The organism is Streptomyces kryoterrae (assembly GCF_054072135.1).
Genome location: NZ_CM133358.1, coordinates 8,428,853 through 8,450,278, shown reverse-complemented (window position 1 = coordinate 8,450,278; position 21,426 = coordinate 8,428,853). Strand labels below are relative to the sequence as shown.

Here is a 21,426-nt window from a genome sequence, read left to right as displayed (position 1 = left end):
GCCCCTCTGCTTACCTGCGTAGCGCCTGTGGTTACGGCCTGCGGGCCGAGGTCACCCGGTACACGTCGTACACGCCCTCCACGCCCCTGACGGCCTTCAGGACGTGTCCCAGGTGCTTGGGGTCGCCCATCTCGAAGGTGAAGCGGGAGGTGGCCACCCGGTCCCTCGACGTCTGGACGGCCGCCGACAGGATGTTGACGTGCTGGTCGGACAGGACGCGGGTGACGTCCGAGAGGAGACGGGAACGGTCCAGGGCCTCGACCTGGATGGCGACCAGGAAGACCGAGGACTGGGTGGGCGCCCACTCGACCTCGAGGATGCGCTCGGGCTCCCGGTTCAAAGACTCGATGTTGACGCAGTCGTTGCGGTGAACCGATACGCCGCTACCGCGCGTGACAAAACCGATGATGGGGTCGCCGGGTACGGGCGTACAGCACCGGGCGAGCTTCACCCAGACGTCGTCGACGCCCTTGACGACCACACCCGGGTCGTTGTTGGTGCGCCGCTTGCGGCCACGGGCTGGCGGAACGGACTCGTCGATCTCCTCGGTGGCCGCCTCCTCGCCGCCGAGCGCCTGCACGAGCTTCTGTACGACGTTCTGCGCGGCCACATGGCCCTCGCCGATCGCCGCGTACAGGGACGAGATGTCCGGGTAGCGCATCTCGTGGGCGAGGGTGACGAGGGAGTCGCCGGTGAGGATGCGCTGGATCGGCAGGTTCTGCTTGCGCATCGCGCGCGCGATGGCGTCCTTGCCCTGCTCGATCGCCTCGTCGCGCCGCTCCTTGGAGAACCAGGCGCGGATCTTGTTGCGGGCGCGCGGCGACTTGACGAAGCCGAGCCAGTCCCGGGAGGGCCCCGCGCCGGCCGCCTTGGAGGTGAAGACCTCCACCAGGTCGCCGTTGTCCAGGGTGGACTCGAGCGGTACGAGGCGTCCGTTGACCCGTGCCCCTATGGTCCGGTGGCCGACCTCGGTGTGCACCGCGTAGGAGAAGTCGACCGGGGTCGCGCCCGCCGGAAGCGCTATCACGTCGCCCTTGGGCGTGAAGACGAAGACCTCGTTGCGGGACAGGTCGAAGCGCAGGGACTCCAGGAACTCGCTGGGGTCCTCGGTCTCCTTCTGCCAGTCCAGCAGCTGTCGCAGCCAGGCCATGTCGTTGAGGTGGTCGTCCTTGCCGGTGGCTCTCGGCTGGTCCGACCGCACCTTGGAGGCGCCGGCCACGGCCTCCTGCTTGTACTTCCAGTGCGCGGCGATGCCGTACTCGGCGCGGCGGTGCATGTCGAACGTACGGATCTGGAGTTCGACGGGCTTGCCGTTGGGCCCGATGACCGTCGTGTGGAGCGACTGGTACATGTTGAACTTGGGCATCGCGATGTAGTCCTTGAACCGGCCGGGGACCGGGTTCCAGCGCGCGTGCACGGTGCCGAGGGCCGCGTAACAGTCGCGGACCGTGTCGACAAGTACACGAATACCCACGAGGTCGTAGATCTCGGCGAAGTCCCGGCCTCGGACGATCATCTTCTGGTAGACGCTGTAATAGTGCTTCGGGCGGCCGGTGACCCCGGCCTTGATGCGGGCCGCGCGCAGGTCGGACTGGACCTCGTCCGTCACTATGGCCAGGTACTCGTCACGCTTCGGTGCCCTCTCGGCCACCAGCCGGACGATCTCGTCGTACATCTTGGGGTAGAGGATCGCGAAGGCGAGGTCCTCCAGTTCCCACTTGATGGTGTTCATGCCCAGGCGATGGGCGAGCGGCGCGTAGATCTCCAGCGTCTCGCGCGCCTTCTTCTCCTGCTTCTCGCGCTTGAGATAGCGCATGGTGCGCATGTTGTGCAGCCGGTCGGCGAGCTTGATGACCAGGACGCGCGGGTCCTTGGCCATCGCGATGACCATCTTGCGCACGGTCTCGGCCTGTGCGGCCTCGCCGAACTTGACCTTGTCCAGCTTGGTGACGCCGTCCACGAGGAGCGCGACGGAGTCGCCGAAGTCGCGGCGCAGCTGGTCGAGGCCGTACTCGGTGTCCTCGACCGTGTCGTGCAGCAGGCCCGCCATCAGCGTCGCCGGGTCCATGCCCAGCTCGGCGAGGATCGTGGTGACGGCCAGCGGGTGCGTGATGTACGGGTCGCCGCTCTTGCGCTTCTGACCGCGGTGCCAGCGCTCGGCGACCTGGTAGGCGTTCTCGATCTGGCGGAGCGTCGCCGCCTCGATCTTCGGGTCGTTGCTGCGCACCGCCCGCAGCAGCGGTTCGAGGACCGGGTTGTACGGGTTGGAGCGTTGTCCGCCGAGCCGTGCCAGCCGGGCGCGTACACGGTTGGGGGAGCCGGAGCGGGCGGGCTGGCCGGAGGCCGGGCGGACCGCCGGCGCGGGGGCCGGGGCCAGGCCGGGAGCGGGCTCGGGCGTGACCGGCTTGGGGCGCGAGGGCTCGGGTGCCCGGTCGACGGGGGCGGACTGGGCATGCTCGACCGGCCCGTGCGCGTCGTCGTTCGCCGTCCGCGCGGGCGTTGCCGCGGGCTCCGAGCCGGGCTCGGCCTTGGCGGCGGTCAGGGGCTGGGCCTCGTCTGCCAAGAGGACTCCTCGTGCGCGATCCGGGTCCCCGGTCAGGCTCCGGAGCCCCCATGGTAGCGATCCCGGGCACCGGCATCGCCTCCAGGCCGCTGAGACGGCCTTGTACCGGAGAAACGCGAGAGGCGGGCGCCGGATTCCTCCGGTGCCCGCCTCCCCTCGCTCCAGGTGTCCGCGGGCGGCCCTGTGGGTGCCTCAGACAGTGATCAGCGCCTCCAGCAGCGCTCCCGACAGAACGGGTTCGAGCCGCTGCCGGCCGCCGAGGAAACCGAGCTCCATGAGGATCGCCAGACCGGCGACCTCCGCGCCGGCCCGCCGGATCAGCTGGACCGAGGCCTCGGCGGTACCGCCCGTGGCCAGGACGTCGTCGATCACCAGGACGCGGTCGCCCGCGTTCAGGTCCTCGGCGTGCACCTCGATCTCGGCGGAGCCGTACTCCAGGTCGTAGGCCTGGCTGAGCGTGGCTCCGGGGAGCTTGCCCGCCTTGCGTACGGGGATGAAGCCCAGGCCGGCCCGGACCGCGACCGGGGCGCCCAGGATGAAGCCGCGGGCCTCCAGGCCGACGATCTTCGTGGCACCGCTGCGCACGGCGATGTCGGCCAGGGCGTCGGTGAGTGCGGTGAACGCCTCGGGGTCCGCCAGGAGCGGGGTGATGTCCTTGAACATCACCCCCGGCTCCGGGTAGTCCGCCACATCGCGGATACGGCTGAGCAGCAGTTCCTTGACCGCGGTCATCGGCGCTTGCCCGAGGGCCGGCCACGACCGCGGTTGCGGGAGGCCGGCTGGTTGCGCGGACCGACGACCGCCGGAGCGGCGTCGTCGTCCTCGTCGTCGTACGGCTGCTCGTCGCTGACCCGGGACGCCGGGGTGTCACCCTGCGCGGCCTGCGCCCGCTTGGCCAGGACGCGCTTCCGCAGGGCCTTCATCTGCGGCTCGCGCTCCTTGAGGTCGGCGACGAGCGGTGTGGCGATGAAGATCGAGGAGTACGCACCGGCCGCGAGGCCGACGAACAACGACAGCGAGATGTCGTTGAGCATGCCCGCGCCGAGCACACCGCCACCGATGAACAACAGGCCGGCGACCGGGAGGAGCGCGACCACCGTGGTGTTGATGGAGCGGACCAGGGTGCCGTTGATCGACCGGTCGGCGATCTCGCTGTAGGTCCAGCGGGTCTGCTTGGTGATGTCCTTGGTCTGCTCCTTGAGGCTGTCGAAGACGACGACCGTGTCGTAGAGCGAGTAACCGAGGATCGTCAGCAGACCGATCACCGTACCGGGCGTCACCTCGAAGCCGACGAGGGCGTAGATGCCGACCGTGATCGTGATGTCGTGGATGAGCGCCACGAGCGCGGCCACGGCCATACGCCACTCGAAGGCGATGGCCAGATAGATCACCACAAGGATCATGAAGATCACCAGGCCCTGCCAGGCCTTGTTCGCGACCTGGTCACCCCAACTGGGGCCGACCAGCTCACCGGTGATGTCCTTCTCCGGAATGCCGAGGTCGGTGGCGAGCTTCGCCGAGACCTTGTCCGCCGCCCCGGTGTCGATGGTGGCGACCTGGATGCGCAGGCCGTCCTTGCCGAGCTTCTGGACGATCGCGTCGTGGCCGGAAGCCGCTTCGGCGTACTTCTCGGCCTGGCTGACCGAAACGCTGGTCTTCTCGATGGTGAAGACGGCACCGCCCTCGAACTCGATGCCCATGTTCAGGCCGCGCACCGACAGGCCGAGGATGGCCGTGATGGTGATCAGGATCGAGATGCCGTACCAGATGAAACGCTTGCCGACGAAGTCGTAGCCGATCTCGCCGCGGTGGAGCCGGGCGCCGAGTGTGCCGAGTTTCGACATCTCACGCCTCCTTCATGTCGACGGGCGCGGACGCGCGACGGGTGCGACGGAGCGGCGGTTGGGCGCCCAGGCGCTGCGGGTCGAGGCCGGACCAGCGGTGGCCCTCCGCGAAGAACTTCTTGCGGGCGAGGATCGTCATCAGCGGCTTGGTGAAGAAGAAGACGACGACCACGTCGAGCAGAGTGGTCAGACCGAGCGTGAACGCGAAGCCCTGGACCTTGCCGACGGTGACGATGAAGAGCACCGCGGCGGCCAGGAAGGACACGAAGTCGGAGACCAGGATGGTGCGCCGGGCGCGCGGCCAGGCACGCTCGACGGCGGGCCGCAGCGAACGGCCCTCGCGGATCTCGTCCCGGATGCGTTCGAAGAACACGATGAACGAGTCCGCGGTGATACCGATCGCGACGATCGCACCGCAGACGGCCGGCAGGTTCAGCGCGAAGCCGATGGCCGGACCGAGCAGCGCCATGATCACGTAGGTGAGGGCGGCGGAGACCAGGAGGGAGGCGATGGCGACGGTCGACAGGCCCCGGTAGTAGACCACCAGGTAGATGACGACCAGGGCCAGGCCGATGGCACCCGCGATCAGACCCGCGTGCAACTGCTCGCCGCCGAGCGCGGGGCTCACCGTGCTGACGCTCGACTCGTGGAAGGTGAGCGGGAGCGCGCCGTACGAGAGCATGTTGGCCAGGTCCTGGGCCTCGGTCTGGTCGAAGCTGCCGGAGATCTGCGCGGAGCCACCCGAGATCGATGTGCTCACGTACGGGTTGGAGACGACCTCACCGTCGAGGACGATGCCGAACTCGTTCTGCGGGGCCTGGTTCTGCGCGAGGCGACCGGTGACGTCCGCGAACTGCTTGCTTCCCTTGGACGTGAAGTCCATGGTGACCTGCCAGCCCGCGGCACCCTGCGTGTCGAAGACTGCCTGGGCCTTCTTGACCTCGGTACCGGACACCTCGGCCGGGCCGAGGATGAACTTCTGCCACTGCCCCTGCGAGTCCTTGCCGCAGGCCACCGTGGGCTCGCTCGGCTTGACGCCGTCACCGGTGACGGCGCGGACCGCCTTCTTGGTGCAGTCGAGCGCCGCGTACTTCGCCTGGAGCGCCGCGGTCGCCGCGTCGGGGGTGGCGCTCGCCGAGGCCGAGGCACTGGCCGTCGCGGACGACGTGGTGCTGGGCGTCGGGGTCGCGTCGGCCTTCAGCGCGTCGGTGACCGGGCGGCCCTGCGAGGTGGCGCTGGCCGACGGACTGGGTGAGCCGGACGACGTCGAGGTCGCCTTGTCACCCGTCTCCGAGGCCGACGGCGAAGGGCTGCCGGACGTGCTCGAGCTCGGCGTGGGGCTGGCCGTCGCGGGGACGCCCTGGACCTCCAGGGCCAGAACCGGGCGGAAGTAGAGCTTGGCGGTGGTGCCTACCTGATCCCGAGCCTGCTTGGAGTTCGTGCCCTTGGGGATGTTGACAATGATGTTGTCGGATCCCTGGGTCTGTACCTCGGCCTCGGAGACGCCAAGACCGTTGACACGGCGGTTCATGATGTCGACCGCGGTGTCCATGTTGGTCTTGTTGATCGCGTTCGGCTGGCCCGGCTCGTTCTTCGCCGTGAGCGTGATGCTCGTGCCACCGGCCAGGTCGATGCCGAGACGCGGAGTCGTGTGTCCCGAGAGGAACATGCCTCCGGTGAGCGCCACGATGGCGATCAGAATGAGGGCCAGCGAGCGTCCTGGCTTGCTCTGGGAGCTTGCGCTCCGGCCCTTCTTAGGTGCTGCCACCTTCTCGTACTCCCTCTCGGGCCGCCTCGCGCCGGGTCAGCGCGGCCGGCGGCCATGACATGGTGTCGGGACTCCCTGCGAGAACCGCACGTGCCGGGGGTACGGGACGCGAGCGGATCGCGCCGCGCTCCTCCCCCGGAACACGGCTACTTCGCGTCGGACTCGCCGTCAATCTTCTTCGGCTCTTCTTCCGCCTTCACCTCGGCGGCCTCGGTCTCGTCGGCCGGCTTGTCGGCCGCGTCCTTCTTGCCGAGGTCGACGGGCTTGTCGTCGGAAGCGGCGGAAGCGTCGTCGGAGGGCTCGTCGGTCTCGGTGAGGGAGGAGGCGTCGTCCGGGACGACGGCTTCATCGGTCTTCAGGTCGTGCTCGATGCCGTGAACGATGCGGTTGTACTCGTCGTCGCCGAGGACTGCGCCGATGGAGTTCTTCGCGAAGAGGAGCTCCACACCCGGGCCCGCGTCAAGGAGGACCGTCTCCTCGTTGACCTCCTTGACCGTCGCGTACATGCCCCCGATCGTGCGGACACCGGTGCCGGGCTGCATGTCGTTGCGCATCTGCGCGGCGGCCTGCTGCTTGCGCTTGGCCGAGCGGGTCATCAGGAACATGGCCCCGATGAGCACGATGAACGGGAGGAGGGTCACAGGATTCACGGGACGGGATTTCCTTCGCACTACCGCGTCGGTGAGCGGCCTGGTGGATGGGGGTGTGGTCGGCGCCACCTACGAAGTTACAAAGGCGGCATCGGCGGAGTCTAAGCGAGTCCGCACTCCAGGAACAACGCTCAGCATGGCACCACGGTTCCTGAGCCAACGACCAGCCGCGCCCTCACGTCCCGAACAGGTCCTGTTGTCCGCTTCCCCCCGTTGCGGAACGGGGTGGCGTGAGGCCGAGATGCGCCCATGCGGCGGGCGTCGCGACTCGTCCACGCGGGGTACGGGCGAGCAGTCCCTCCCTTACGAGGAAGGGCTCGGCGACCTCCTCGACGGTCTCGCGCTCCTCCCCCACCGCGACGGCCAGCGTGGAGAGCCCGACCGGTCCGCCGCCGAACAGCTTGAGCAGCGCTTCGAGGACACCTCTGTCGAGGCGGTCGAGTCCGCGGGCGTCGACCTCGTAGACCTTCAGGGCAGCCCGCGCGATGTCGCGCGTGATGATGCCGTCGGCCTTCACCTGCGCGTAGTCCCGGACGCGGCGCAGCAGGCGGTTGGCGATACGGGGGGTACCGCGCGAGCGGCCGGCGATCTCGGCGGCGCCGTCGGCACCGATCTCCACGTCGAGGAGGTTCGCGGAGCGGTGGATGACGCGCTGCAGCTCGGCCGGTTCGTAGAACTCCATGTGCGCGGTGAAGCCGAAGCGGTCGCGCAGCGGGGGCGGCAGCAGTCCCGCGCGCGTGGTGGCGCCGACCAGTGTGAACGGGGGCAGTTCGAGGGGGATGGCGGTGGCGCCGGGACCCTTGCCGACGATCACGTCGACGCGGAAGTCCTCCATGGCCATGTAGAGCATCTCCTCGGCGGGCCGGGACATGCGGTGGATCTCGTCGAGGAAGAGCACCTCTCCTTCCTGGAGGGAGGAGAGGATCGCCGCGAGATCGCCGGCGTGCTGGATGGCGGGGCCGCTGGTGATGCGGATGGGGGCGGCCATCTCGGCCGCGATGATCATCGAGAGGGTGGTCTTGCCGAGGCCGGGGGCACCGGAGAGCAGCACGTGGTCGGCGGTGGCGCCACGCGCGCGTGCGGCGCGCAGGACGAGGTCGAGCTGCTCGCGGACCTTCTCCTGGCCGATGAACTCGTCCAGGTCCTTGGGACGCAGGGCGGCCTCGACGGCCTGGTCCTCGCCGTCGGCGGACGCGGCGACGAGCCGCTCGGGGGCGGTGCTCTCGTCGGTCGTGTCGTCCCAGTTCACTGCGTTCTCCTAGCTGGGTGCGCCGGGTGCGCGTGTCGGCCGGGTGTCCGGGGGTTGTCCCCCGGAACAGCACAGCATGCGTGTGCCTCGCGGTCGCGGTCGGTCGGGTGGTTCGTGCGGAGGGCGTACGACGGTGGAGGCGCCCTGGGTCAGCCGGCTCCCTCGGTCAGCGGGCTCTGTTGAGGGTCTGCAGGGCCGCCTTCAGCAACTGGCCCACCTGGGGCGCGCCTTCGGCGGCCTCGGCCTGGGGGGTCACGGCGGCCACGGCCTCGTCGGCCTCGCGGGTCGCGTACCCGAGGCCGATCAGGGCGGCGTGCAGCTGGTCGCGCCAGCCGGTGGTGACCGGGGAGCCGATGGCGGGGCCGGTGCCGAGGGGTGCGCCGAGACGGTCCTTCAGCTCCAGGAGCAGCTTCTGGGCGCCCCTCTTGCCGATACCGGGCACGGCGATCAGCGCTTTCTCGTCCGCCGTGGCCACCGCGCGGCGCAGGGCGTCCGGTGAGTGGACGGCCAGCATGGCCTGGGCCAGGCGGGGGCCGACACCGCTCGCGGTCTGGAGCAGTTCGAAGGTCTGCCGCTCGTCGTCGTCCTGGAAGCCGTAGAGGGTCAGGGAGTCCTCGCGGACCACCAGGGAGGTGGCGAGTCTGGCCTGCTGTCCCATCCTGAGTCCGGACAGGGTGTTGGGGGCGCACTGGACGGCGATGCCGATCCCGCCCACCTCGACCACCGCGGAGTCGGGGGCGAGGGCGGCGACCGGGCCGCTGACGAAGGCGATCATGCGGGGCGGCCTTTCGAGGCGGGTGCTGTTGGCGATACGGGTGCTGTTGTCATTGCGGTTGCCTTGGCCGCCTGCGCCTTGTGGAGGGCGACGGCCTGCTGGAACCGGTTCTGCGCGACGGCCTGCTGAAGGCGCGTCTGGGCGGGTGCGCGCCAGATGTGGCAGATGGCGAGCGCGAGGGCGTCGGCGGCGTCGGCCGGTTTGGGGGGCGCGTCGAGCCGGAGCAGCCGGGTCACCATCGCGCCCACCTGGGCCTTGTCGGCTCGTCCACTGCCGGTGACGGCGGCCTTGACCTCGCTGGGGGTGTGCAGGGCGACGGGGATGCCGCGCCGGGCCGCACACAGCATCGCGACGGCGCTGGCCTGGGCCGTACCCATCACCGTACGGACGTTGTGCTGGCTGAACACCCGCTCCACGGCGACGAATTCGGGCCGATGTTCATCGAGCCACTGCTCGATGCCCTGCTCGATCGCGACCAGCCGCAGGCCCAACTCGGCATCGGCGGGCGTGCGTACGACACCGACGCCCACCATCGTCAACGGGCGCCCGGGGACGCCCTCGACGACACCGACCCCGCACCGGGTCAGTCCCGGGTCAACTCCGAGTACGCGCACCCGCCCCACCCCTCTGTCCGGTCGCGGTCCGTCGACGGTGATCTTTGACTGCCGTCAGGCTATCCGCTGCCACTGACAACAGCGGCGGGCCGGTAGGACGTGTCCCACCGGCCCGCCGGAACCGCTCGCTTCGCGCAGGCGCTACGCGTCGACCTTCTCCATGACCTCGTCGCTGACGTCGAAGTTGGCGAAGACGTTCTGCACGTCGTCGCTGTCCTCGAGCGCGTCGATCAGTTTGAAGATCTTCCTGGCGCCGTCCTCGTCCAACTCGACCTGCATGGTCGGGACGAAGTTGGCGTCGGCGGAGTCGTAGTCGATGCCCGCCTCCTGGAGCGCGGTGCGCACCGCGACCAGGTCGGTGGCCTCGGAGATGACCTCGAAGGACTCACCGAGGTCGTTGACCTCCTCGGCGCCGGCCTCCAGCACGGCACCCAGGACGTCGTCCTCGGCCAGCTCACCCTTGGGGACGACGATGACGCCCTTGCGGTGGAAGAGGTACGAGACGGAGCCGGGGTCGGCCATGTTGCCGCCGTTGCGGGTCATGGCGACGCGGACGTCCGAGGCGGCGCGGTTGCGGTTGTCGGTGAGGCACTCGATGAGCACCGCGACGCCGTTGGGGCCGTAGCCCTCGTACATGATCGTCTCGTAGTCGGCGCCACCGGCTTCGAGGCCGGCGCCGCGCTTGACCGCGGAGTCGATGTTCTTGTTCGGAACCGAGCTCTTCTTGGCCTTCTGGATGGCGTCGAACAGCGTGGGGTTACCGGACACATCGGCGCCACCCGTACGCGCCGCGACCTCGATGTTTTTGATCATCTTCGCGAAGAGCTTGCCGCGCTTGGCGTCGATCACGGCCTTCTTGTGCTTCGTCGTAGCCCATTTAGAGTGGCCGGACATCTGCCTGTCTCCTTCGCGTAACCCATCTCTGTACGAACCCCAGAGATCCTACAAGGACTCCGCTGTACGGTCCGCGCCCACCGCGCGTGCCATATGGGCCCGCACCATGCCGACGAACAGGGAGTGGACGCGGTGGTCGCCGGTCAGTTCCGGGTGGAACGACGTGGCGAGCGCGTTGCCCTGGCGTACGGCGACGATGTGACCGGCGTGCTCGGCGAGCACCTCGGTCTCGGCGCCCACGGACTCGACCCAGGGGGCACGGATGAAGACGCCTTCCACAGGGTCGCCCTCCACGCCCTTCACGTCGACCGCCGCTTCGAAGGACTCGTTCTGGCGTCCGAAGGCGTTGCGGCGCACGATCATGTCGATGCCGCCGACGGTCTCCTGGCCCGAGCGCGGGTCGAGGATCTTGTCGGCGAGCATGATCATGCCGGCGCAGGTGCCGTATACGGGCATTCCGGAGCGCACGCGCGCGCGGAGGGGCTCCATCACGCCGAAGAGGACGGCCAGCTTGGAGATGGTGGTCGACTCACCGCCGGGGATGATCAGGCCGTCCACCTCGGCCAGTTCCTCGGGGCGCCGCACCGGCCTGGCCAGGGCGTCCGCCTCGGCCAGGGCGATGAGGTGCTCCTGTACGTCGCCCTGGAGGGCCAGGACGCCGATGACGGGGGTGTCGTACATGGGTGACATGGGTGCTACCAGCCCCGGTTCGCGTAGCGCTCGGCCTCGGGGAGCGTGTCGCAGTTGATGCCGACCATGGCCTCGCCGAGGTTGCGGGACGCGTCCGCGATGATCTTCGGGTCGTCGTAGAAGGTGGTCGCCTTCACGATGGCGGCGGCGCGCTTGGCGGGGTCGCCGGACTTGAAGATGCCGGAGCCGACGAAGACGCCCTCGGCGCCCAGCTGACGCATGAGCGCGGCGTCGGCGGGGGTCGCCACACCGCCGGCGGAGAACAGCACGACCGGCAGCTTGCCGAGTTCGGCGACTTCCTGGACAAGCTCGTAAGGGGCACGCAGGTCCTTGGCGGCGGCGTACAGCTCGTTGTTGTCGTAGCCGCGCAGACGGGCGATCTCGTTCTTGATCTGCCGCAGGTGGCGGACGGCCTCGACGACGTTGCCGGTGCCGGCCTCGCCCTTGGAGCGGATCATCGCGGCGCCCTCGGCGATACGGCGCAGGGCCTCACCGAGGTTGGTGGCGCCACAGACGAAGGGGGTGGTGAAGGCCCACTTGTCGGAGTGGTTGACCTCGTCGGCGGGGGTCAGCACCTCCGACTCGTCGATGTAGTCGACGCCGAGGGACTGCAGGACCTGGGCCTCGACGAAGTGGCCGATGCGGGACTTCGCCATGACCGGGATGGACACGGCCTCGATGATGCCCTCGATCATGTCCGGGTCGGACATCCTGGCCACGCCGCCGTCCTTACGGATGTCCGCCGGGACGCGCTCCAGGGCCATGACGGCGACGGCGCCGGCGTCCTCGGCGATTTTGGCCTGCTCGGCGTTGACCACGTCCATGATCACACCGCCCTTGAGCTGCTCGGCCATGCCGCGCTTCACGCGGGCGGTGCCGGTCTCGGGCGACTGGGCGGAGTTGGAGAGCGTGCTGGACACGGTTTGACCTCACTCGGTGAAAGAGGGCTGCTGCAGTACCGAGCAAACGGGAGGGAACCAGTCCACAGCAAGAGCCAATGGGGAGCCGGTGGATCGTTTTCGCCCCCGAGGCGGATTTTCAGCCCGCCCAGCGGGGGTGAGAAACCGCGTTCACGCCGGCGCACGCTCCGACAGAGCCGTCGGCGCCTCGTCGTCCATCTCGAACGCCAGCGGGAAGGCCGCGTGCCCCGCCAGCCGGAACCACCGCACCTTCCGATGCCGCCGCAACGCCCGCGCCGCCCGTACCGCGTCGTTGTGGAACCGCCGGGCCATCGGCACCCTGCGCACCGCCTCGGTCAGCTCACGCGCCGCCGCCTCCCCGCCGGGCACCTCCCGCACCGCCTCGACCTGCGCCGCCTCCCCGAAGACGGCCCGCAGCGCCTGGCTCAACTCGCTCTCGGCGACCTCACGCTGCTCCTCCTCGGCCTGCCGCGCGGCGTGCGCCGCCTCGTACAGGACGATCGAGGCGGCCGGGTCGAGAACGCCCGACGTCGCCAGCTCCTGGGCGACGGAAGCCCGGCGCAGCAACTGCGCGTCGAGGCCGGCGCGGGTGGCGTCGATGCGCGCGTGCAGACGGTCGAGCCGCCCCGCGGTCCAGCTCAGGTAGAGGCCGATCGCGACGAGCCCGACAAGGATCCAGATGAGGGTTGGGGTCACGGGCGGCAACGCTACAGGGGCGCTCCGCCGGTTCCGCGGCGTCCCTCACCTGGCCGTCCCCGGGGGCTGCGCCCCCAGACCCCCATCGGCCTGAACGGCCTCGGCCTCAAACGCCGGCCGGGCTGATATCGCCGACCCAGCCCAAGACCGTGGGAGCCCCGCTCAGTCCCGGGCCGCCAGTCCCAGCCGCGCCCGCAGCCCCGTGGCCGTGCGCTCGTCCGCCGCGACGGCTGTCGTGCCGTCCGTCACCGTCTCGTACACGGACAGGATGTCCGCGCCCACCGTCGACCAGTCGAACCGCCGTACATGGGCGCTGCCCCGCTCCCGCAGTTCGGCCCGGCGGGCGGGGTCGCCCAGCAGCCGTACGGCCGCGGCGGCCAGGGCGTCCGCGTCCTCGTTCGTGAACAGTTCGCCCGCCGCTCCCTGGTCCAGGACCTGGGCGAAGGCGTCGAGGTCCGAGGCCAGGACCGGTGCGCCCGCCGACAGCGCCTCGACCAGGATGATGCCGAAGCTCTCTCCGCCGGTGTTGGGGGCGATGTACACGTCCACGCTGCGCAGCAGCCGTGCCTTGTCCTCGTCGCTGACCATGCCCAGGAACTCGACACGCGAGCGCAGCTCCGACGGCAGGCCCTCCAGCGCCTCCTCCTCGTCGCCGCGGCCCGCGATCAGCAGCCTCGTCCCGGGGCGGGCGGCGAGGATCTTCGGGAGCGCCTTCATCAGGACCGGCAGCCCCTTGCGGGGTTCGTTGATGCGGCCGATGAAGCCGATCGTGTCGCCCTGCCACTCGGGCTTCGGCTTGGCCCGGGCGAAGGAGTCGACGTCGACACCGTTCGGGATGACGACCGCGTCGCCGCCCAGGTGTTCCACCAGCGTGCGCCGGGCGTACTCGCTCACCGCGATCCGGGCGCTGATCTTCTCCAGGGCGGCCTGCAGCATCGAGTACGCGGCGATCATGGCCCGGGAGCGCGGGTTCGAGGTGTGGAAGGTGGCCACGATCGGGCCCTGCGCTGCCCAGCAGGCGAGCAGGCCCAGCGAGGGCGAGGCCGGCTCATGGATGTGGAGCACGTCGAACTCGCCGTCGTGCAGCCACCGCCGTACCCGGGCCGCCGACAGGAAGCCGAAGTTGAGGCGGGCCACCGAGCCGTTGTACGGCACCGGGATGGCGCGACCCGCCGAGACGACATACGGCGGAAGGGGGGTGTCGTCGTCGGCGGGAGCGAGGACGGAGACCTCGTGACCCAGGCGGATGAAGTACTCGGCCAGGTCGCGGATGTGGAACTGGACGCCGCCCGGAACGTCCCAGGAGTAGGGGCAGACGATGCCGATCTTCACGGGGTCCCCTTCTCCGGATCCTTGGAGGGATCCTTAGCGGGGTCGAGATCCGCGAGCCACAGCCGCTGCAGCATGTGCCAGTCCTCCGGGTGGTCGGCGATTCCCGTGGCGAAGGCATCGGCCAGCGCCTGTGTCATGACTGACGTCTTCTCGGCCTTCGTACCTGTCTCGGGTACCTCGATCGGGGGATGAATACGGCCACGCATGACCGGCGAGTCGTCGAACCACAGGGTCACCGGGAGCAGGAGTGCGCCCGTCTGCTGGGCCAGCAGGGCCGGACCGGCCGGCATCCGGGCCGTGTCGCCGAAGAACTTCACCTCGACGCCCGAGGCGGACAGGTCCCGGTCGGCGACCAGGCAGACCAGGCCGCCGTCGCGCAGCCGTCGCGCCAGGGTGCCGAACGTGGTGCCGCCGCTGTGCGGCAGAACTTCCATGCCCAGGCCCTCGCGGTAGGCGACGAAACGGTCGTACAGCGTCTCCGGCTTGAGGCGCTCGGCGACCGTCGTGAACGGTGTCTCCAGCTTGGTGGTGGCCCAGGCACCGGCCAGATCCCAGTTGGCCAGGTGCGGAAGCGCCGCGATCACGCCCCGGCCCGAGGCCAGACCGTCGGTCAGGTGGTGCAGGTCCGTCGGCTCGAAGCCCGTCTTCACCCGCTCCGGGCTCCACGCGGGCAGGCGGAAGGACTCCATCCAGTAGCGCAGGTACGAACGCATGCCCGCGCGGGACAGTTCGGCGAGGCGTTCCGGTGTCGCGTCGGGCACCACGCGCGCGTAGTTCGACTCGAGCCGTAGTACGCGCTCCCCGCGCCGTTTCCAGGCGAGGTCGGCGATGGTCCGCCCGAGCCGGACGGCGACAGGCTCCGGGAGCTTCTTGACGGCGCTCCAGCCCACCGCGTACGCCCCGTCGGTCAGCCGGTCCCGCAGGTCGCTCACGATGCCGTCCCGCTGCTCTGCGTGGTGCTCCCGCTCTCGGCTGCCGCGTCCGCCTCCGCGGACTCCCGGCGGACCGTGACGACGCGCTGGATCAGCGTGACCAGGCTGCCGACGGCGACGATCCACAGGGCGACCGGCAGCAGGTACTGGATGCCGGGCACCCCGAACTTGTGCATACCCGAGAGACCGGCCGCGACCAGTGAGATCACCAGGCGCTCGGCGCGCTCGATCAGGCCGTTGACGGCGACCGGCAGGCCGATCGACTCGCCGCGCGCCTTGGTGTACGAGACCACCTGGCCGCTGGTCAGACAGAAGATGGAGACCGCGCACAGGACGATGTCGTTCCCGCCGCCCGCGTACCAGAGGGCGAAGCCGCCGAAGACCGCGCCGTCGGCCACCCGGTCGAGGGTGGAGTCCAGGAAGGCGCCCCAGCGACTGGAACGGCCCAGCTGGCGGGCCATGTTGCCGTCGACGAGGTCCGAGAAGACGAACAGCGTGATGACGATCGTGCCCCAGAAGAGCTCGCCCCTGGGGTAGAAGACCAGCGCGCCCGCGATCACTCCGGCGGTGCCGATGAGCGTGACCGTGTCGGGGCTGACGCCCCGGCGGATGAGAAACGCTGCGAACGGTGTGAGGACACGCGTGAAGAATGCACGCGCGTACTTGTTCAGCATGGCCTTCCCGAGGGTCGGTGTCGCCGTGCGGCCCCTGCTGGCCACCGGCTGGCCCATCGTAGCCACGCGCGCGCATGTGCGACGTTCGGGCACCCGCACCCCCGTGTCACGGCCTGACGCCATCCGGGTCACGGCGGGATGTCGGCAGCCCGGATCACCCCACGCGCACCGTCCCGTCCGCGCGATCGCGTCCGTCGTATGGACGCACCGTGACGCGAGTGCAAAGCTCGAAACCACCGCGGGCGTCATCGCAGCCGCCACCGCACGCGGCTTCGGCACGGCCGCGCCCACAGTGACCTCACCGTGCACGGGAGGCAGGACCATGGGCGACAAGGCGAACGCACACCCCGGAGCCGCCGGCAGGGCTACGGCGGCCGACCACCCCGCGTCCATACGGAATGTGGTGCTGGTCGGCCACTCCGGATCGGGCAAGACCACTCTGGTGGAGGCTCTCGCGCTGACCGCGGGGGCCGTCAACCGGGCGGGCCGGGTGGAGGACGGCGGCACCGTCTCCGACTACGACGAGATCGAGCACCGGCAGCACCGCTCGGTACAGCTCTCCCTGGTGCCCGTCGAATGGGGCGGGTGCAAGATCAATATTCTGGACACTCCCGGATACGCCGACTTCGTCGGGGAGCTCAGGGCCGGTCTGCGCGCGGCGGACGCGGCCCTTTTCGTCGTTTCGGCCTCGGACGGGGTGGACGGCTCGACGCGGATGGTGTGGGAGGAGTGCGCGGCGGTCGGCATGCCGCGGGCCATCGTCGTCACGCATCTGGAGTCCGCGCGCGCGGATTTCGACGACATGACCCGCACCTGCGCGGAGGCCTTCGGCGCGGACGACCCCGACGCCGTACTGCCGCTCTACCTGCCGCTGCACGGCGCGCCCGGACCGGACGGGCACGCGCCCGTGACCGGGCTGACCGGGCTGCTCTCGCAGAAGCTGTTCGACTACTCCACCGGGGAGCGCAAGGAGGCCGAACCGGGCCCCGACCAGCTCCCGGCCATCGAGGAGGCACGCAACCGGCTCATCGAGGGGATCATCGCGGAGAGCGAGGACGAGACCCTCATGGACCGCTATCTGGGCGGCGAGGAGATCGACTTCGGCACGCTGGTCGGGGACCTGGAACGCGCCGTCGCGCGCGGGACCTTCTTCCCCGTGCTCGCCGCCGCCCCCGCCGCCGAGGGCGCCCGACAGGGCCTGGGCACGGTCGAGCTGCTGGAGTTGGTCACCGGGGGCTTCCCGACCCCCCTGGAGCGCGCCGCGCCCGGGGTCACCACCGTGGACGGGCGCCCGCGCGAGCTGAAGCTCTGCGATCCGGACGGCCCACTGGTCGCGGAGGTCGTGAAGACGGCCAGCGACCCCTACGTGGGCCGGGTGTCGCTCGTCCGCGTCTTCTCCGGCACCCTGCGGCCCGACGCGACGGTCCATGTCTCCGGGCACGGGCTCGCCGACCGCGGCCACGAGGACCACGATGTCGACGAGCGCGTCGGTGCCCTGTCCGCGCCCTTCGGCAAGCAGCAGCGCGCGCTCACGCACTGCATCGCGGGCGACCTCGCCTGTGTGGCGAAGCTGAACCGGGCGGAGACCGGCGACACGCTCTCCGCGAAGGACGACCCGCTGCTGATGGAACCGTGGGAGATGCCCGACCCGTTGCTGCCGCTCGCCATCCAGGCGCACAGCAAGGCGGACGAGGACAAGCTCTCCCAGGGCCTCGGCCGGCTCGTCGCCGAGGACCCCACCATGCGGCTCGAACAGAATCCGGACACCCACCAGGTGGTCCTGTGGTGCCTGGGCGAGGCCCACGCGGACGTCGCCCTGGAACGGCTGCGCAACCGGTACGGCGTCCAGGTGGACGTCGTACCGCACAGGGTCTCCCTGCGGGAGACGTTCGGCGGCCGGTCGGCGGGGCGCGGACGCCATGTGAAGCAGTCCGGCGGGCACGGGCAGTTCGCGATCTGCGCGATCGAGGTGGAGCCGCTGCCGGGCGGTTCGGGCATCGAGTTCGTGGACAAGGTCGTCGGCGGCGCCGTGCCCAGGCAGTTCATCCCGTCCGTGGAGAAGGGCGTCCGGGCCCAGGCCGGCAAGGGAGTCGCCGCCGGCTATCCGCTCATCGACGTGCGGATCACCCTGCTCGACGGCAAGGCGCACTCGGTGGACTCCTCCGACGCCGCCTTCCAGACCGCAGGCGCGCTCGCGCTGCGCGAGGCCGCCGCCGACGCGAAGATCCATCTCCTCGAACCCGTGGCCGAGGTGACGGTGCTGGTCGGCGACGACTACGTGGGGTCCGTGATGAGCGACCTGTCCGGACGGCGCGGCCGGGTCGTCGGCACCGAGCAGGCGAGCGGCGGGCGGACCCTCGTACGGGCCGAGGTGCCCGAGATCGAGATCGGCCGGTACGCCGTCGATCTGCGCTCCCTCTCGCACGGCACCGCCCGTTTCGACCGCAGGTACGCACGGCACGAGCCGATGCCGCCGCAGATCGCCGAGAGGGTCCGCGAACAGGCCCAGGGCACCCCGTAGTTGGCAGCCGGTGCCCGACAAGTGTCCTTCGCGGAACGCTCTCCTCCGGATCGGCGGACGGTTTGTGCCGTCCGCCGCCCGATTGTCGGTGGCTGCGGATACGCTGATCACCTGATCGAGTTGTGACTCGATCAACGTGATGACCTGTTCAACAGGTGTGCGGAGCAAGGAAGTCGGGAAAGGCCGCAGAAGCGGGTATGGCGGCGAGGGGGCGGCACAGTGGCCAACGACGGTTTCGATTTCAGTCCCGGGGCACAGGTGCCCCTGTCGGGTTCCGCGGGCCAGACGGCGGCGACCTTCGCGCTGGCCTCGGCGGCCTACCGGGAGGACGACGAGGTCACCAAGATCCTGGAGGCGGACAACGAGTGGCACCAGTCGACGGTCAAGCCGCCCCGAGGTGCGTTCGGGAAGCTCTTCCGGCCCAAGCTCGGTGAGGCCTTCTCCCGGGCCGTGATCGACCGCATGCTGGGCGCCGGCCGCAAGCCGCTCATCCAGTCCTTCGGCACCGAGCCGCAGGTCATCGTCGAGCACGCCCTCGCGGCCCACCGCATCCGGCGCGACCGCGACAACCTGCTCTCCGCGGTGACGGTGCTGTGCGGGGTGCTCTTCCTCCCCGGCCTCCTGCTGTGGCTGATGGTCTTCGTCGGCCGCGCGAGCATCTCCAAGCGCGCGGACAAGCGGGCCTCCGCGCTCGCCACCACCCTGCTGGTCGCCGTGGGCGCCTTCGCCGTGATCTTCCTGATCAAGATGCCGTTCACCGGCTTCTGGGCCTGGTACGCACGCGCGTGCGTCGTCCTGCCGGTCGTCGGCTGGCTGTGGGCCAAGCAGATCTGCGAGCGCACCGCGCAGGACCTCCGCGACCGCTGGGCCGGCCTGCTGTCCGGCGGTGGCGTCGGCGCCAGGATCCCCGAGGCGGTGCCCGGCAGCCCCGGTGAGACAGCCGCCGAACACCTGCGCAAGGAGCTGGCCCGGCTCAGCGCCGAGCAGCAGTCCAACTCCGTCTTCTACGCCGGCCCCAAGGGCATACTCGGCATGGGCACCCGGTGGGGCAGCTGGCAGCTCGCCGAGGACCTGGTCCCCCGGGACGCCGGCAAGGAGATCCACCCCTTCCGCAGCTGGGACGTCATACGTTCGATCCACGACCAGCTGCGCATGCTGGAGCGCGGCCCGCTCAACACCGGCGGATTCACCAAGCCGTCCCTGAAGCACTGGATCGTCACGCCCGTCGGCGAGGGCGCGAAGGAGGTCTCCCGGCCCAGCGGTACGGACGTGGACGCCTACATGATCAAGAACCACGCGATACAGGACATCTGCAACAAGCAGCAGTTCGGCAGCGGTCAGCGCCATTACCTCGGGGTCCAGTGGACGCTCTGGGACGGCCAGTTGATCATCACGATGCTCATCACGGTCACCGTGCTGCACGAGACCCTGCGCATCGAGGTGACCGGGCACGCGCTCGGTCCGGTGCACTCCCTCTTCACCAGCAAGCCCGCCGCCAAGGAGAAGGAGGTCCAGAAGTCGGTCAGGTTCTGGGAGACCCGGAAGGTCAAGCTGCCCCTGGTCGACGCGGACGAGGTCGTACGGCTCGCCGCGCGTGCGCCGCTGACCTGGTATCCGCCGCTGCTGAACTGGCTGGGCGGCTCACTGGGCCTGCCCGAACCCTTCGGCCTGCGTCACTCGTGGGCGGACCAGCCGTGGCGGCACCGCTTCATGGCCGACGACGCGTTGCGGGCGGCCACGCCGGTACTGCGGGTCGTGCACGCGGCGGCGATCAAGGTCCTGGAGGAGAACGGCGTGGACACGGAGAAGTTCGGCAACCGGTCGTCGTTCCTCAGCACGGCGGTACAGGACCCGATGCCCCGAAAGGCCGACGTCTACGACGCGTAGGCCTCCGGCTGTTCGGCGGTGCGGGTCGGTGGGGGTTGCCGTCACTGGGGGCTGCGCCCCCAGACCCCGCTACGGCCCTGAACGGGCCTTGTCCTCAATCGCCGGACGGGCTGGAAGACGGCCAAGCCGCCGCCAGCATCTTCCTCGTGTCTCCCAGCAGCTGCGGCAGTACCTTCGTGTGGCCCACCACCGGCATGAAGTTCGTGTCGCCGCCCCAGCGCGGGACGATGTGCTGGTGCAGGTGGGCCGCGATGCCCGCGCCCGCCACCGTGCCCTGGTTCATCCCGATGTTGAAGCCGTGCGCGCCGGACGCCCCGCGCAGGGCCGTCATCGCCTGCTTGGTCAGCTCGGCCAGTTCGGCGGTCTCGGAGTCCGTCAGGTCCGTGTAGTCGGCGACATGCCGGTACGGCACGACCATCAGATGGCCGCCCGTGTACGGGTACAGATTGAGCACGGCGTAGACCTGCTCGCCACGCTGGAGGATGAGGCCGTCCTCGTCGGACTTGGCCGGGATCGAGCAGAAGGGACAGCCGTCGTCGGCGCCTGGACCGGTGGGCTTGTTCTCGCCCTGGATGTACGCCATCCGGTGAGGCGTCCACAGGCGCTGAAACGCGTCCTGCGTCCCGACTCCGATCTGCTGCTCCGGCTCACTCGTCATGCCATGCAGCATATTGCTTCGCCCATATGGAGCGTGTCGCCGGGGCACACGCCGGGACACCCACGGCCAAGCTGGCTGAATGGACGACAACAGCCGCACGAAACGCTGGGAGCGGCGCACCGAGGTCCCGCTCGGGGTGGCGTCACTGCTCTATCTCACCGCGTACGCGGTCCGCGTACTCGCGCTCGGTCTGTCCGGCACCGGACAGGCCCTCTGCCTGGCCGTACTGGTGGCCGCCTGGGTGGTCTTCGCGCTCGACTACGCGGTGCGCTGGCGGCTGAGCGGCGCCGGCGCCCGGTTCGTACGCACGCACTGGCTGGACACCCTCGTCCTGCTGCTGCCCCTGTTGCGCCCGCTGCGTGTCGTCCGGGTGTACGAGGCCGTACTGCACCGGCGTGGCAGGCCCCGGCTCGCGTTGCACGCGCGCGTGATCGTGTACGCCGGTCTGTCGGTGGCACTGCTCGGGTTCGCGGGCGCACTGGCCGTGTACCAGCAGGAGCATGCCGAGCCCGGCGCGACGATCCGGACGTTCGGCGACGCCGTGTGGTGGACCTGCGCCACTCTCGCGACCGTCGGGTACGGCGACGTGTCTCCCGTGACTCCGGTCGGCCGGCTGGTCGCGGTGGGCCTGATGGCGTGTGGTCTGGCGCTGCTGGGGGCGGTGACGGGGTCGTTCTCGTCGTGGCTGCTGCAGGTGTTCTCGCGGGAGGACGACAAGCGGCCCCCGGGGAATTCCCCGGGGGCCTGAATCCCCGCGTT

Annotated in this window: 19 protein-coding genes; 3 read left to right on the top strand and 16 right to left on the bottom strand. The window is 70.0% G+C overall.

The window, feature by feature from the left end; translation table 11 throughout:
• Positions 1-31: 31 nt before the first annotated feature.
• The 15 genes from ACW4TU_RS37580 to pgsA form a co-directional block, all read right to left on the bottom strand.
• Entirely contained in the window at positions 32-2,563 is a 2,532-nt protein-coding gene (locus ACW4TU_RS37580) for a RelA/SpoT family protein (protein WP_457420752.1), read from the bottom strand.
• A 192-nt stretch (positions 2,564-2,755) separates the two neighbouring features.
• The gene (locus tag ACW4TU_RS37575; protein ID WP_457420750.1) at positions 2,756-3,295 is read right to left on the bottom strand and encodes an adenine phosphoribosyltransferase; all 540 of its coding nucleotides are present in this window, start codon (positions 3,293-3,295) and stop codon (positions 2,756-2,758) included.
• Complete coding sequence (secF, locus tag ACW4TU_RS37570; protein ID WP_457420748.1) at positions 3,292-4,407, bottom strand: protein translocase subunit SecF; 1,116 nt, start codon at positions 4,405-4,407, stop codon at positions 3,292-3,294. The genes ACW4TU_RS37575 and secF overlap by 4 nt, the downstream gene beginning before the upstream one ends.
• 1 nt (position 4,408) lies before the next feature.
• Positions 4,409-6,175 (bottom strand): protein translocase subunit SecD, encoded by a 1,767-nt coding sequence (secD, locus tag ACW4TU_RS37565; protein WP_457420746.1) that lies wholly within the window; start codon positions 6,173-6,175, stop codon positions 4,409-4,411.
• 146 nt (positions 6,176-6,321) lie between these two features.
• Positions 6,322-6,825, bottom strand: a complete 504-nt coding sequence (gene yajC / locus ACW4TU_RS37560) for a preprotein translocase subunit YajC (RefSeq protein WP_457420744.1) — start codon at positions 6,823-6,825, stop codon at positions 6,322-6,324.
• Between the two features lie 175 nt (positions 6,826-7,000).
• Positions 7,001-8,074 (bottom strand): Holliday junction branch migration DNA helicase RuvB, encoded by a 1,074-nt coding sequence (gene ruvB / locus ACW4TU_RS37555; RefSeq protein ID WP_457420742.1) that lies wholly within the window; start codon positions 8,072-8,074, stop codon positions 7,001-7,003.
• A gap of 166 nt (positions 8,075-8,240) precedes the next feature.
• Positions 8,241-8,849 carry a Holliday junction branch migration protein RuvA gene (gene ruvA, locus ACW4TU_RS37550; RefSeq protein ID WP_457420740.1) on the bottom strand — a complete coding sequence of 203 codons (609 nt, stop codon included), beginning with the start codon at positions 8,847-8,849 and terminating at the stop codon, positions 8,241-8,243.
• A complete protein-coding gene (gene ruvC / locus ACW4TU_RS37545) occupies positions 8,846-9,463 on the bottom strand; it encodes a crossover junction endodeoxyribonuclease RuvC (protein WP_457420738.1) in 618 nt (205 codons plus the stop codon). The genes ruvA and ruvC overlap by 4 nt, the downstream gene beginning before the upstream one ends.
• A 141-nt stretch (positions 9,464-9,604) precedes the next feature.
• Positions 9,605-10,357 (bottom strand): YebC/PmpR family DNA-binding transcriptional regulator, encoded by a 753-nt coding sequence (locus tag ACW4TU_RS37540; protein ID WP_457420736.1) that lies wholly within the window; start codon positions 10,355-10,357, stop codon positions 9,605-9,607.
• A gap of 48 nt (positions 10,358-10,405) precedes the next feature.
• Positions 10,406-11,038, bottom strand: coding sequence for a pyridoxal 5'-phosphate synthase glutaminase subunit PdxT (gene pdxT / locus ACW4TU_RS37535; RefSeq protein ID WP_457420734.1), 633 nt, complete (start codon positions 11,036-11,038; stop codon positions 10,406-10,408).
• A gap of 14 nt (positions 11,039-11,052) precedes the next feature.
• Positions 11,053-11,901: a pyridoxal 5'-phosphate synthase lyase subunit PdxS gene (pdxS, locus tag ACW4TU_RS37530; RefSeq protein ID WP_203689665.1), complete on the bottom strand. Its 849-nt coding sequence runs from the start codon at positions 11,899-11,901 to the stop codon at positions 11,053-11,055.
• Positions 11,902-12,117: 216 nt separating this feature from the next.
• Entirely contained in the window at positions 12,118-12,663 is a 546-nt protein-coding gene (locus ACW4TU_RS37525; RefSeq protein WP_457420732.1) for a LemA family protein, read from the bottom strand.
• Positions 12,664-12,825: 162 nt separating this feature from the next.
• A complete protein-coding gene (locus ACW4TU_RS37520; protein WP_457420730.1) occupies positions 12,826-13,995 on the bottom strand; it encodes a glycosyltransferase family 4 protein in 1,170 nt (389 codons plus the stop codon).
• Positions 13,992-14,927: a phosphatidylinositol mannoside acyltransferase gene (locus tag ACW4TU_RS37515; protein ID WP_457420728.1), complete on the bottom strand. Its 936-nt coding sequence runs from the start codon at positions 14,925-14,927 to the stop codon at positions 13,992-13,994. The genes ACW4TU_RS37520 and ACW4TU_RS37515 overlap by 4 nt, the downstream gene beginning before the upstream one ends.
• Complete coding sequence (gene pgsA / locus ACW4TU_RS37510) at positions 14,924-15,658, bottom strand: phosphatidylinositol phosphate synthase (RefSeq protein ID WP_457430514.1); 735 nt, start codon at positions 15,656-15,658, stop codon at positions 14,924-14,926. Before pgsA ends, ACW4TU_RS37515 begins: the two co-directional genes overlap by 4 nt.
• A 265-nt stretch (positions 15,659-15,923) precedes the next feature.
• Between pgsA and ACW4TU_RS37505 the strand changes: the two genes are divergently transcribed.
• Complete coding sequence (locus ACW4TU_RS37505; protein ID WP_457420726.1) at positions 15,924-18,122, top strand: elongation factor G-like protein EF-G2; 2,199 nt, start codon at positions 15,924-15,926, stop codon at positions 18,120-18,122.
• Between the two features lie 219 nt (positions 18,123-18,341).
• Positions 18,342-20,009, top strand: a complete 1,668-nt coding sequence (locus tag ACW4TU_RS37500; protein WP_457420724.1) for a hypothetical protein — start codon at positions 18,342-18,344, stop codon at positions 20,007-20,009.
• Between the two features lie 94 nt (positions 20,010-20,103).
• On the opposite strand, the gene ACW4TU_RS37495 is transcribed toward ACW4TU_RS37500, so the two are convergent.
• Complete coding sequence (locus tag ACW4TU_RS37495) at positions 20,104-20,679, bottom strand: HIT family protein (RefSeq protein ID WP_457420722.1); 576 nt, start codon at positions 20,677-20,679, stop codon at positions 20,104-20,106.
• A 67-nt stretch (positions 20,680-20,746) separates the two neighbouring features.
• Between ACW4TU_RS37495 and ACW4TU_RS37490 the strand changes: the two genes are divergently transcribed.
• A complete protein-coding gene (locus ACW4TU_RS37490; protein WP_457420720.1) occupies positions 20,747-21,415 on the top strand; it encodes a potassium channel family protein in 669 nt (222 codons plus the stop codon).
• Positions 21,416-21,426 lie beyond the last annotated feature (11 nt).

Bases quoted from the DNA above. Each gene is read 5' to 3' on its own strand.
- ruvA (WP_457420740.1), bottom strand. From the start codon at position 8,849: ATGATCGCCTTCGTCAGCGGCCCGGTCGCCGCCCTCGCCCCCGACTCC.
- ACW4TU_RS37495 (WP_457420722.1), bottom strand. From the start codon at position 20,679: ATGCTGCATGGCATGACGAGTGAGCCGGAGCAGCAGATCGGAGTCGGG.
- ACW4TU_RS37490 (WP_457420720.1), top strand. From the start codon at position 20,747: ATGGACGACAACAGCCGCACGAAACGCTGGGAGCGGCGCACCGAGGTC.
- ACW4TU_RS37575 (WP_457420750.1), bottom strand. From the start codon at position 3,295: ATGACCGCGGTCAAGGAACTGCTGCTCAGCCGTATCCGCGATGTGGCG.
- ACW4TU_RS37505 (WP_457420726.1), top strand. From the start codon at position 15,924: ATGGGCGACAAGGCGAACGCACACCCCGGAGCCGCCGGCAGGGCTACG.
- pgsA (WP_457430514.1), bottom strand. From the start codon at position 15,658: ATGGGCCAGCCGGTGGCCAGCAGGGGCCGCACGGCGACACCGACCCTC.
- secF (WP_457420748.1), bottom strand. From the start codon at position 4,407: ATGTCGAAACTCGGCACACTCGGCGCCCGGCTCCACCGCGGCGAGATC.
- pdxT (WP_457420734.1), bottom strand. From the start codon at position 11,038: ATGTACGACACCCCCGTCATCGGCGTCCTGGCCCTCCAGGGCGACGTA.
- ACW4TU_RS37540 (WP_457420736.1), bottom strand. From the start codon at position 10,357: ATGTCCGGCCACTCTAAATGGGCTACGACGAAGCACAAGAAGGCCGTG.
- pdxS (WP_203689665.1), bottom strand. From the start codon at position 11,901: ATGGCCGAGCAGCTCAAGGGCGGTGTGATCATGGACGTGGTCAACGCC.